Here is an 11,152-nt window from a genome sequence, read left to right as displayed (position 1 = left end):
ACGTCGTCCAGGGCGACGACCCTGGTCTCGCCCTCCCCGTAGACCTTGTTCAGGCCGGTGGCGCGGGCAGCCGCCCGGCCGGTACGGACGGCGGTCGCGATCGACGTCACGGGGATTCCTCCGAGGGTGGGAAGGGATGGAACGGATGTGCTGATTCCGATCCATCCTCCCAAGCCGTTCGGGGCCGATCCGTATGCCACGGGGACGGTCCGCCCCCGCCGACCCGGCGGCGCGGCGGGGGCCCACTCCTCCTCAGGTATGACGTGGGCCCTGAGGACCAAGGTCCCGCCGTACCCCACGGCCACGCCGTCGCTACTCCACGGCCACGCCGAAGGCCGTCGCCAGCCCCGCCAGGCCGTTCGTCACCGCGCGGCCGGACGGCGCGAACCGCCAGCCGCCGTCGGCCCGTCGGAAGGCGCCGAGGAGCATCGCCGAGTCCGGGACCCCGCCGTTGGAGCCCGGCCACCTGGCCGGCCCGTCCGCCCCCGGCCCGTACGAGGCGGCGACGGCAAGCCCGTACACGTGGCCCAGCGGCAGCGCCGGCGGCTCCTCCTCCTCGGTGGAGACCGCGACCACCACCTCCTCGACGGCCGCCGGCAGCCGGTGCAGGTCCAGGGTCAGCCGGGCCGCCCGGGTCGGCTCGCCCGGCACCGACCGGGTCGGGTGCAGCCGCACGGCGCCGTCCGGGTCCTGCGGGTTGTTGAAGAAGACGAAGTGCTCGTCGCTGAGCACCCGGCCGCGCGCGCACAGGAAGGCGGTGACGTCCAGGTCCACCGCGTCCCCGCCGGACGTGCGGCTCTGCCAGCTCACGGTGAGGCTGCTCTGCGCCGCCGCCGGCTCCTCGCGGGCCTCGACGGGGGCCGGGGCCGGGGCGCTGCCGCCGCCGAGGCGGGCGCGCAGCCCCTGCTCCGCCAGCAGCTCCACCAGCTCGGGGCCGGTCACCAGGGTCAGCGGCTTGCCCTCGATGTAGCTGTACGAGCCCCGGCCGAAGCCCGCGGTGGTGACCAGGATGCCCTTGATCGCGCCGTGGTGGCGGACGGTGGACTCCAGGTCGCGCACGGCGGTCGGCGGCACGGTCTTCCTGTAGCGCTTGGCCTGGATGACGATCTTGCCGCCGGTCACCGGGTCCAGGTCCTCGGCGACCACGTCCACCCCGACGTCGCCGCTGCGGGCCGTGGTCATCACGCGGAAGCCGCGCAGCCGGAACAACTCGGCGATCAGGTCCTCGAATTCGAGCGGGTCCATCTCGAACAGGTCCGGCTCGTCCTCGCCGCCGTGCCCGGCCAGCACCCCGCCGACCGTCTCCGGCAGCCGGTCCGGCTTCACCTCGTCCAGCCGCTCCGGGCGCGCCGACAGCTTGCCGCCCAGACCCTGGAAGCACTCCACCGGCGCCACCCGGTCCAGCGCCAGCGCGGCGAAGTCGGCCCGGGACGCGGTCAGCGTGGACAGGAAGCGCTCGGCCTCCCGGCCGGTCGCCGGATCGATGCCGAGCACGAAGCCGTTCAGCACCACCGAGTCCAGCATCCCGTCCCGGTCCGCCCGGAACAGCTCCGCCGCCACCCGCAGCGCCGACTGCGCCAGCACCTCCCGGTACAGCGCCTTGCGCTCGGTCGCCGGGCGGGCCACCTCGGCCTCGCGGTCGTCCGACTTCACGTACCGGACGCGGGCGGCCGCCGGCACCACGTCCGGGCCCGGCAGCTCCCAGTTCACCACCAGCTGGCGGCCGGACGCCTCCCAGGCCGCCACCAGCCGGTGCGGGAAGCCCTCCGGCCAGGCCGCCGAGGCGTACAGCCCGGCCGTGAAGTACTCCTGCACCGCCTCCGGATCGCCCGCCCGCAACCGGCGCAGCAACTCCTCCGTCCGCGCCCCGCGGTCCGCCTCCGCACGGCGGAACCGCTCCGCCCACTCCAGGTACTCCCGGTGGTACGCGGCCAACCGCTGCTGCCGGTCCGCCTCCTGGGCCTGCGCCGCGTACCAGTCCTGCTCGAACCGGGCCCGCGCCTGCGCCACGTACTGCTCGTACTGGCGCCGCACCCCCGCGTTGCGGGCCTGCGCGGCGTCCGGAGCCGGCACGTGGTACGCCGCCGCGTGCTGGTCCGGCATCGCGACCGGCACGCCCAGCGGCCCCGGATCGAACGGCGGCACCTCGCGCTGCACCAGCAGCGCCTGCGGACCGAACGCCGGCGCCGCCAGCCCCGCCGCCAACAGCCCGCGCAACTCCTCTACCCGGGCGGCCAGTTCGGCCGTCCGCCGGGCCGCCTCCGCCTCCCGGGACTGCTGGTACGCGCGCTGCGCCTCCCGCTCGTCCCGGGCCGCCGCCCGCTGCGCCTCCCGCTGCGCGCGCTCGTGCCGCCGCAGCTCCGCCTCCTCGGCGCGCCAGCGGACCTCCTCCCGGCGCTGCTGCTGCCGCTGCGCCTCCGCCCAGATCGCCAGCACCCCGCTGTTCCGCCGCCCCGCCACCAGCCACCCCTTCACGTCCACGCGCCGTCCCGGCCGCACCACCCGCCTCCCGGCGGCGGCGCGGACCGCGCCCGCCACAATAGAACGTGGGCGGCCCACCGGGCGAAGTACTGGCGCCGCTGGACCCGGGGCGCACCTCCACCGCCCCCGCGGCACCGGCCGGCGGCCCGGCCGCGCAGCGGTAGCCCGCGCGGCCCTCACGGGCGGCGGCCGCGGAAGGTGCGGCGCAGGTCGTCGATCCAGGCCCGCGGGTTCTCCCAGGGGATGAAGTGGCCGCCGTGCTCGTGGGCGGTGAGGTTGACGTGGTGGTACCAGTCGGCCCGGTCGCTGTCGAGGAAGCTCCGCACGCGCTGGTCCGTCGTCACGCCCGGGGGGTTCTCGAAGCCGACGAAGGTGATCCCGGTGGGCGCCTCGACGACGGGCCGGCGGTCGTGCGAGGGCCGCCAGGGGTGGCGGTTGATGTTGGCGTAGTAGCGGATCGAGCTGCCGATGGCGTTGGTGGCCCAGTACAGGGTGGCGTGGGTGAGCAACTCGTCCTTGCTGAACACCCGCTCCACGTCGCCGCCGTGGTCGCTCCACTTGGCCCAGCGGGCGAGCAGCCAGGCGAGCAGGCCGGCGGGGGAGTCGCTGAGGCCGGGGGCGAGGGTGGCGGGTTCGAGCATCTGGGCGGCGACGTGGACGGCGAAGCGCCGGTCGAGCTCGATCGTCCGCTCCCGGACTCCGGCCGGCGCGTCCTCGGGGATCGGGCGGCCCTGGGCGACGTCCCAGGCGCGGTCGCCGTTGAGGAAGTCGAGCCGCTGGCCGGAGCCGATGTGGATGCCGTACAGCGAGTCGGCGTACTTGTGGCCGAGCTGACCGCAGATCAGCGCGCCGATGTCGCAGCCGCCGGCCGCGTAGCGCTCGTACCCGAGGACGTCGGTCATCAGGGTGTGCCAGAGGTCGGCGACCCGGACGAAGGTGAGGTCGGGTTCGCCGGTGAGCGGGCCGGGGAGGCCGAAGCCGGGCAGGGTGGGCACCAGGACGTCGAAGGCGTCGGCCGGGTCGCCGCCGTGCGCGCCGGGGTCGGCGAGCGGGTCGATGACCTTCGACCAGTGCCAGAAGGTCCATGGCCAGCCGTGGCTGAGGATCAGCGGCACCGGGCGCGGGCCGACGCCGGCCCGGCGCAGGACGTGCACGGGCACGCCGTCGACGGCCACCGTGTAGTGCTGGTACGCGTTGATCGCGGCCTCGGCCCGGCGCCAGTCGAAGCCGTCGCGCCAGTGGGCGAGCAGTTCGGCGAGGTAGCCGCGCGGGACGCCGTACGACCAGTCGTCGGGGTCGCCGAGCGGGGCGCGGGTGCGGGCGAGGCGCTCGCGCAGGTCGTCGAGGACGGCGTCGGGCAGGTGGACCGGGGTGGGCGGGAGCGGGAACGGATCGGTGGCCAACTCGGCTTCCTTAGCTGAGTGGTGGAGACGCCGCCGGTTGCTCGGCGCCGAGCGCGGCGATCTCCAGCAGGGCGGGCAGCGCCGCGGCGACGGTCCGCCGCCGGGGCGCGTCGAGGTGTGCGGTGAGGGCGGTGAGCCGGGCCACCCGGTCGGCGCGGCGGCGTTCGACGACGGCGCGGCCGGCGGGCAGCAGGTGGACCAGGACGGCCCGCCGGTCGGTCGGGTCGGGCTCGCGGCGGACGAGCCCGTCGCGTTCGAGCCGGGTGACGAGCTGGGTGATCGCCGGCTGGGTGACCTGCTCGCTGGCGGTGAGCTCGGACAGCCGCAGCGGGCCGCGCCCGGCCAGGGTGTGCAGCACGCCGAGGGTGGTGAAGCTGAGCTTCTCCACCGAGGCGAGGCGGATGAACATGCCGGTGAACTGTTCCAGTGCGTCGGCGAGGGCCGCCACGTCGAGGCCGTCCGGCGAGCCGGGCGGGGCGGGGGACCGCGGTGGTGCCATGTCCTGGAATGTATCAGCAACTTATCTAAGCTGCTTATGCATTTTTGGCTCCGACCGGCCCTGTCAGTGCCACGGGGTAGCCTCACTGGAGCCGAAGGGAGGGAGAACGACGTGACGATCGCACCGCAGCGCCCCGACCGGCCCGCCGGCTGGATCTCCACCGGCCTGAGCTGGCAGGACGGCCGCGCCGTGCTCGGGGCCGTGGCCGGCACCCGGGTGCACGAGCGCGCCGTGACGCCCGGCGCCGAGGTCGGCTGGCTGCTCGGCGGCCCGCGCCGCTGCACCGGCGCCTGGCTGGCGGGGGCGACGGAGCGCACGCCCTGCCCGCACCGGGCGGAGATCGACCCGGACGGCGGCCCCACGCAGTGCCCGGCCTGCCAGAGCGTGGACCGCGGCCTCGCCCTCGCCCGGGACCAGATCCTCGACGACGGCCGCACCTACCTGCTCTACCTCGCCTGGTTCGGCGAGGGCCTGCTCAAGGTCGGCCTGACCGCCGAGCAGCGCGGCGACAGCCGGCTGCTCGAACAGGGCGCGCTGGCCTACGCGTTCACCGCGCGCGGCGGCCTGCCCGCGGTGCGCCGCGCCGAACTCACCGTCGCCGCCTCGGGGATGGCCCGCGAGCGGTTCAAGTCCCGGATCAAGACGGACCACTGGTGGTCGCACGGCGACGCCGCGCACCGGCGCGCCGTGCTCACCGAGGCCAGACGGCGGGCGCACGGGCTGCTGGACGGCCACGCCGTCGAACGGCTCGCGGACCGCCCGGTGGTGGACCACGTGGACCGCTTCGGCCTGGCCGCCGGTGCCCCGGAGACGTACCACGAGGTGGCCGGCCTGGCCGACGGCGCGGTGCTGGCGGGGGCGCTGCGCCCGCCGGTCGGCCGGCACCTGTTCCTCGACCGGCCGGACGGCTCCGGCCCGCTGCTGCTGGACACCCGGAAGCTGACCGGCTGGACGCTGACGCCCGTCACCGGCCGCGCCTGCGCCGGGCTCACCCTGCGGGAGCGGGTGCGCCCGCCGGAGCCGGACACCCAGGAGGCGCTGTTCTGACCCCGACGTTCTAGGACAGCTTGCCGCGCACCCCGCCCGGCCCCTTGCGGGCCCGGCGGGACAGCGGAGGCCGGGACGGCCGGACGTCGCCGCGCCCGCCCGCGGCCGGCTCGGCGGTGTCGGCGGCCCGCCGGGCGAGCGCGGCGCGGGCGGCGGCCAGCGCGACCCGGGCGAGCAGCGGGTCCTCCCGGAGCCCGGCGGTGTGCTTGGCGTGCTGGCAGGTGGCGCACCAGAGCGGCGAGGCGGGCCCGTCCGGGTAGGCCATGCCCTCCGGTGGCAGGTAATGCCCACCGCACTCGACGCACTCGAAGACCAGCCTCATCCGACGATCACCGTCCCTGACCCGTGGCACCGACCGCAGGGCGACCAGAATTCGTGGACCCTGGGCACCATGCTTCCTTCCTCGTCCAGTTCGACCGTTGCCTCGGTCTTCTGGGTCCCCCCGGACCCGCCGCAGCCGGAACAGGACTGAACCTCGGGCATATGCCGTCCCTCCGTAGCGGAGGACCACCGTAGCGCGATTCTCCGCGGCACAGCACCGCTCTTGACGTTCCACCACCCGTACGGGGAGCGCGAACGGGGGCCGCGCGCCCCGCCTCCGCACGCCCCCGCGCACGTCCCCGTGCGCCCCGCGCACGGCGAAGACCCCCCGCGTGAGCACCGCGCGGAGGGCCTTCCGTACCGAGGGGGCGTCAGCCGAGCGACGCCCGCAGGAACTGCCGGTTCATCGCGGCGATGCCGGTGAGCGGGATGCCCTTGGGGCAGGCGGTGGCGCACTCGCCGGTGTTGGTGCAGCCGCCGAAGCCCTCGTCGTCCATCGCCGCGACCATGTTCCGCACCCGGGCGGAGCGCTCGGGAGCGCCCTGCGGCAGGATGTTGAGGTGGACGACCTTGGCCGAGGTGAACAGCATCGCGGAGCCGTTCGGGCAGGCCGCCACGCAGGCGCCGCAGCCGATGCACTCGGCGTGCTCGAAGGCGGTGTCGGCCGCCTCCTTGGGGACGGGCGTGGCGTGCGCGTCGGGGGCGCTGCCGGTGGGCGCGGTGATGTAGCCGCCCGAGCCGATGATCCGGTCGAAGGCGGTGCGGTCGACGACGAGGTCCTTGACCACCGGGAAGGCCGAGGCCCGCCACGGCTCGACGTCGATGGTGTCGCCGTCCTTGAAGTGCCGCATGTGCAGCTGGCAGGTGGTGGTGCGCTCGGGGCCGTGCGCCTGGCCGTTGATGACCATGCCGCAGGCGCCGCAGATGCCCTCGCGGCAGTCGTGGTCGAAGGCGACGGGCTGGTCGCCGCGGGTGATCAGTTCCTCGTTGAGGGTGTCGAGCATCTCCAGGAAGGACATGTCCGGGCTGATGCCGCTGACCTGGTAGGTGGTCATCGAGCCGGGGGCGTCCGGGCCCGCCTGGCGCCAGATGCGCAGGGTGAGGTTCATGCGTAGCTCCGCTGGGTGGGGTGGACGTAGTCGAAGTCGAGGGCCTCGCGGTGGAGGACGGGCGCGGTGCCGGTGCCGGTGAACTCCCAGGCGGCGGCGTAGCTGAAGTCCTCGTCGCGGCGGGCGGCCTCGCCCTCGGGCGTCTGGCTCTCGGTGCGGAAGTGGCCGCCGCAGGACTCGGCCCGGTGCAGCGCGTCCAGGCACATGAGTTCGGCGAGCTCGAAGTAGTCGACGAGCCGGTTGGCCTTCTCCAGCGACTGGTTGAGCTCCTGGCCGGTGCCGGGCACCTTGATCCGGCGCCAGAACTCCTCGCGCAGCTCGGGGATCCGGACGAGCGCCTGCTTGAGCCCGGCCTCGTCGCGGGCCATGCCGCACTTGTCCCAGAGGAGTTCGCCGAGCTCGCGGTGGAAGGAGTCCGGGGTGCGGTCGCCGTTCACGGCGAGGATCCGCTCCAGCCGGTCGGTGACCTCGGTCTCGGCCCCGGTGATCGCGGGGTGGTCGCCGGGCACGGCGGGCAGCGGGTTGCGGGCCAGGTAGTCGTTGAGGGTGGGCGGCAGCACGAAGTAGCCGTCGGCGAGGCCCTGCATGAGCGCGCTGGCGCCGAGCCGGTTGGCGCCGTGGTCGGAGAAGTTGGCCTCGCCGACCGCGAACAGGCCGGGGACGGTGGTCTGCAGGTCGTAGTCGACCCAGAGCCCGCCCATGGTGTAGTGGATCGCCGGGTAGATGCGCATCGGCACCTTGTACGGGTCCTCGGCGGTGATCCGCTCGTACATCTCGAACAGGTTGCCGTACTTGGCCTCGACGGCGCTCCGGCCGAGCCGGCGGATGGCGTCGGCGAAGTCCAGGTACACGCCCTGCCCGCCGGGGCCGACGCCACGGCCCTCGTCGCAGACGTTCTTGGCGGCCCGGGAGGCGATGTCGCGCGGCACCAGGTTGCCGAAGGAGGGGTAGATCCGCTCCAGGTAGTAGTCCCGCTCGTCCTCGGGGATCGCCGCCGGCGGGCGGGTGTCGCCCTTGGCCTTGGGCACCCAGATCCGGCCGTCGTTGCGCAGCGACTCGCTCATCAGGGTGAGCTTGGACTGGTGGTCGCCGGAGCGCGGGATGCAGGTCGGGTGGATCTGGGTGAAGCACGGGTTGGCGAAGTAGGCGCCGCGCCGGTGGGCCCGCCAGATCGCGGTGGCGTTGGAGTTCTTGGCGTTGGTGGAGAGGTAGAAGACGTTGCCGTAGCCGCCGCTGGCGAGCACGACGGCGTCCGCGGTGTGGGTGCGGATCTCGCCGGTGACGAGGTCGCGGGCGACGATGCCGCGGGCCCGGCCGTCCACCACGACGAGGTCCAGCATCTCGGTGCGGGCGTGCATCTCCACGTTTCCGGCGGCGATCTGCCGGGAGAGCGCCTGGTAGGCGCCGAGCAGCAGCTGCTGGCCCGTCTGGCCGCGGGCGTAGAAGGTGCGGGAGACCTGGACGCCGCCGAAGGAGCGGGTGTCGAGCAGGCCGCCGTACTCGCGGGCGAAGGGCACGCCCTGGGCGACGCACTGGTCGATGATCTCCACCGACACCTGGGCGAGCCGGTGCACGTTGGACTCGCGGGCGCGGAAGTCGCCGCCCTTGACGGTGTCGTAGAACAGCCGGCGGATCGAGTCGCCGTCGTTGCGGTAGTTCTTGGCCGCGTTGATGCCGCCCTGGGCGGCGATCGAGTGGGCCCGCCGCGGGGAGTCCTGGAAGCAGAACTGGACGACGTGGTAGCCCTGCTCGGCGAGGGTGGCGCCGGCGGCGCCGCCGGCCAGGCCGGTGCCGACCACGATCACGGTGTGCTTGCGGCGGTTGGCGGGGTTGACCAGCTTGGCCTGGAACCGGCGCTCGTCCCAGCGCTGTTCGATCGCCCCGGCCGGGGCCTTGTCGTCGGCGATGGGCTCGCCCACGGAGTACTCGGGGTAGGTGGTCACTTCACGACTCCGAACATCACGGCCAGGGGGACGGACACGAAACCGACGCTGAGCAGGAGCGCCAGCCCGTTGGCGGCCAGCTTCAGGATGAAGTTCAGGCGCGCGTTGTTGGCGCCGAGCGTCTGTGCGGCGCTCCAGAAGCCGTGCCGGATGTGCAGGCCGAGGGCCAGCATCGCGAGGATGTAGAAGATGCAGCTGTACCAGCGGTCGAAGGAGGCGACGATGTTCTGGTACGGGTGCTCGTGCTCGCCGACCGGGTTCACGGTGCCGGTGGTGAGGTCGAGGATGTGCCAGATGATGAACAGGCCCAGGATCACCCCGCCCCAGCGCATCGTGCGGGTCGCGTAGGTGGCCCGCTGGCGCTGGTGCGCGTACTTGGTCGGCCGGGCGGCGATGTCACGGCGGCTGAGCTGGTACGCGGACACGCCGTGCGCCACGACGCAGACGGTCAGGCCGGCCCGGAAGATCCACAGCAGCCACTCGTAGCGCAGGAACGGCATGCCGAGGGTGCGCAGCCAGTGGGCGTAGTAGTTGATCTCCTGGGGCCCGAAGAAGATCTGCAGGTTCCCCAGCATGTGGAAGACCAGGTACAGCAGCATGAGGAGTCCGCTGACGGCCATGACGGCCTTCTTGCCGACGGTCGACCGCCACAGGTTCAAGAGCAGGGACGGAGGGCGGCCCGTCCGCGTCACGGTTGTCATGGCGGCAACCGTAGGGATGCATTCCAAGCCGTGTCCAAGACATGATCTAGCTCGTGACGATAGCCGCAGCCTATGGAAGGCCTTTACGCTGGGCTTATGCAGCTCCAGCAACTCCGGTACTTCCTGGCCGTGGCCGATACCTGTCACTTCACCCGGGCCGCAGAGACAGTGCGGGTGGCCCAGCCGTCACTCTCGCAGCAGGTTCGGGCACTGGAGCGCGAGCTGGGTGCCGAGCTGTTCCACCGCACCCGCGGCAACATCGCGCTGACCGACGCCGGGGAGGCGCTGCTGCCGCTGGCCCGGCGCATCGTGGCGGACACCGAGAGCGCCCGGCTCGCCGTCCAGGAGACGGTGCAGCTGCGCCGCGGCCGAGTACGGCTCGGCGCGCCGCCGAGCCTGTGCACCAGCCTGGTGCCGGACGTGCTGCGGCTCTTCCGGGACCGCTACCCGGGGGTCGCGCTGGCGGTGCGCGAGGGCGGCTCGCGCGACCTCACCGGGCTGCTGGCGGCGGGGGAGCTGGACCTCGCGCTGGTGATCACCCCGGAGGGCGGGGAGCGGCCGCCGGACCCGGCCGTCACCGAACTGCTGCACGAGGAGCTGGTGTTGGTCTCGGCCGGGCACCCGGCCCGGCGCAAGGCGCGGGTGGCGGAGCTGAAGGGCCGGCCGCTGGTGATGTTCCGGGAGGGCTACGACGTCCGCGAGGCCACCCTGGAGGCCTGCCGGGAGGCCGGGTTCGAGCCCGAATTCGCCGTCGAGGGCGGGGAGATGGACGCGGTGCTCGGCTTCGTCCGGGCCGGGCTGGGGCCCGCCGTGGTGCCCGGCATGGTGGCCGCCCGCTCGGGGCTCGCGGTGACGCCGTTCGCCGGCCCGGGCCTGGGCCGCACCATCGCCGTCGCGCACGGGCCCGAACTGCGGCCGACCCGCGCGGCCGAGGCGCTGCGCGACACCCTGCTGGCGCACCTGCGCGACGCGGCCCGGGCGGGTGAACTCCCGCCCGGGACGCGGCTGTTGCTCTGAGGAGCGGGATCAGGCCGGGAGGACGGCCTCGATCGCGGTGATCACCTCGGCCGCCTCCGGGTCGACGGCCGGGCGGATCCGGGCGGTGACGGCGCCGTCCGGGGAGACGACGAACTTCTCGAAGTTCCAGGCCACGTCCCCGGCCTGGCCCTCGGCGTCGGCGTGCCGGGTCAGCACCTCGTACAGCGGGTGCCGCTGCTCGCCGTTGACGTCGATCTTCTCGAACAGCGGGAAGGTCACGCCGTAGGTGGTGGAGCAGAACGCCCGGATCTCCTCGGCGCTGCCCGGCTCCTGCCCGGCGAACTGGTTGCACGGGAAGCCCAGCACGGTGAACCCGCGCCCGGCGTAGCGCCCCTGGAGCCGCTCCAGGCCGGTGTACTGCGGGGTGAGGCCGCACTTGGAGGCGACGTTGACGATCAGCAGCGCCTGGCCCTTGTGGTCGGCGAGCGAGGCGGGCTCACCGGCGAGGGTGCGCAGCGGAATGTCGTACAGGCTCACGGTGGTGGTCCTTCCGGCGGGGTCGTGGAGCGGGCGGGACAGGGCCCGGTCCGGGGTCGTTCCGGGGCCGTGCCCGGCATCACGGTAGCGGCCCCGGACGGGTCAACCGCGCCGACGCCGCGGCTGTTCCGCG

The 11,152-nt window shown here is 74.0% G+C and carries 10 protein-coding genes and 1 pseudogene; 2 read left to right on the top strand and 9 right to left on the bottom strand.

Going from position 1 to position 11,152, the window contains the following annotated elements; genetic code table 11:
- From ACPC54_RS24865 to ACPC54_RS24850, 4 genes and pseudogenes are all read right to left on the bottom strand, one after another.
- A pseudogene (locus ACPC54_RS24865) lies at positions 1-116 on the bottom strand (ABC transporter ATP-binding protein); the annotation flags it as partial.
- 196 nt (positions 117-312) lie between these two features.
- Positions 313-2,481, bottom strand: coding sequence for a restriction endonuclease (locus ACPC54_RS24860; protein WP_498967787.1), 2,169 nt, complete (start codon positions 2,479-2,481; stop codon positions 313-315).
- A gap of 176 nt (positions 2,482-2,657) precedes the next feature.
- Positions 2,658-3,884: an epoxide hydrolase family protein gene (locus ACPC54_RS24855; RefSeq protein ID WP_498967786.1), complete on the bottom strand. Its 1,227-nt coding sequence runs from the start codon at positions 3,882-3,884 to the stop codon at positions 2,658-2,660.
- 10 nt (positions 3,885-3,894) lie between these two features.
- Complete coding sequence (locus ACPC54_RS24850) at positions 3,895-4,383, bottom strand: MarR family winged helix-turn-helix transcriptional regulator (protein ID WP_498967784.1); 489 nt, start codon at positions 4,381-4,383, stop codon at positions 3,895-3,897.
- A 111-nt stretch (positions 4,384-4,494) separates the two neighbouring features.
- Here ACPC54_RS24850 and ACPC54_RS24845 point away from each other — a divergent pair, with 111 nt between their 5' ends.
- Positions 4,495-5,430, top strand: a complete 936-nt coding sequence (locus ACPC54_RS24845) for a DUF2797 domain-containing protein (protein WP_498967783.1) — start codon at positions 4,495-4,497, stop codon at positions 5,428-5,430.
- A gap of 10 nt (positions 5,431-5,440) precedes the next feature.
- Here the strand turns inward: ACPC54_RS24845 and ACPC54_RS24840 are convergent, their stop codons facing one another.
- The 4 genes from ACPC54_RS24840 to ACPC54_RS24825 all read right to left on the bottom strand — a co-directional run bounded on the left by ACPC54_RS24840 (position 5,441) and on the right by ACPC54_RS24825 (position 9,504).
- Positions 5,441-5,752, bottom strand: a complete 312-nt coding sequence (locus ACPC54_RS24840) for a hypothetical protein (protein WP_498967782.1) — start codon at positions 5,750-5,752, stop codon at positions 5,441-5,443.
- Between the two features lie 370 nt (positions 5,753-6,122).
- Positions 6,123-6,860, bottom strand: a complete 738-nt coding sequence (locus tag ACPC54_RS24835; RefSeq protein WP_498967780.1) for a succinate dehydrogenase/fumarate reductase iron-sulfur subunit — start codon at positions 6,858-6,860, stop codon at positions 6,123-6,125.
- The gene (locus ACPC54_RS24830; protein ID WP_498967779.1) at positions 6,857-8,803 is read right to left on the bottom strand and encodes a fumarate reductase/succinate dehydrogenase flavoprotein subunit; all 1,947 of its coding nucleotides are present in this window, start codon (positions 8,801-8,803) and stop codon (positions 6,857-6,859) included. The genes ACPC54_RS24835 and ACPC54_RS24830 overlap by 4 nt, the downstream gene beginning before the upstream one ends.
- A complete protein-coding gene (locus ACPC54_RS24825; protein WP_498967777.1) occupies positions 8,800-9,504 on the bottom strand; it encodes a succinate dehydrogenase cytochrome b subunit in 705 nt (234 codons plus the stop codon). Before ACPC54_RS24825 ends, ACPC54_RS24830 begins: the two co-directional genes overlap by 4 nt.
- A 96-nt stretch (positions 9,505-9,600) precedes the next feature.
- Here ACPC54_RS24825 and ACPC54_RS24820 point away from each other — a divergent pair, with 96 nt between their 5' ends.
- The gene (locus ACPC54_RS24820; RefSeq protein WP_498967776.1) at positions 9,601-10,521 is read left to right on the top strand and encodes a LysR family transcriptional regulator; all 921 of its coding nucleotides are present in this window, start codon (positions 9,601-9,603) and stop codon (positions 10,519-10,521) included.
- A 9-nt stretch (positions 10,522-10,530) separates the two neighbouring features.
- Here the strand turns inward: ACPC54_RS24820 and ACPC54_RS24815 are convergent, their stop codons facing one another.
- Positions 10,531-11,019: a glutathione peroxidase gene (locus ACPC54_RS24815; RefSeq protein ID WP_498967773.1), complete on the bottom strand. Its 489-nt coding sequence runs from the start codon at positions 11,017-11,019 to the stop codon at positions 10,531-10,533.
- Positions 11,020-11,152: the final 133 nt, after the last annotated feature.

Source organism: Kitasatospora sp. NPDC094028, from assembly GCF_049543595.1.
Taxonomy (GTDB): Bacteria; Actinomycetota; Actinomycetes; order Streptomycetales; family Streptomycetaceae; genus Kitasatospora.
This window is presented reverse-complemented; position numbering and strand designations above follow the sequence as displayed.

Bases quoted from the DNA above. Each gene is read 5' to 3' on its own strand.
- ACPC54_RS24850 (WP_498967784.1), bottom strand. From the start codon at position 4,383: ATGGCACCACCGCGGTCCCCCGCCCCGCCCGGCTCGCCGGACGGCCTC.
- ACPC54_RS24840 (WP_498967782.1), bottom strand. From the start codon at position 5,752: ATGAGGCTGGTCTTCGAGTGCGTCGAGTGCGGTGGGCATTACCTGCCA.
- ACPC54_RS24825 (WP_498967777.1), bottom strand. From the start codon at position 9,504: ATGACAACCGTGACGCGGACGGGCCGCCCTCCGTCCCTGCTCTTGAAC.
- ACPC54_RS24835 (WP_498967780.1), bottom strand. From the start codon at position 6,860: ATGAACCTCACCCTGCGCATCTGGCGCCAGGCGGGCCCGGACGCCCCC.
- ACPC54_RS24820 (WP_498967776.1), top strand. From the start codon at position 9,601: ATGCAGCTCCAGCAACTCCGGTACTTCCTGGCCGTGGCCGATACCTGT.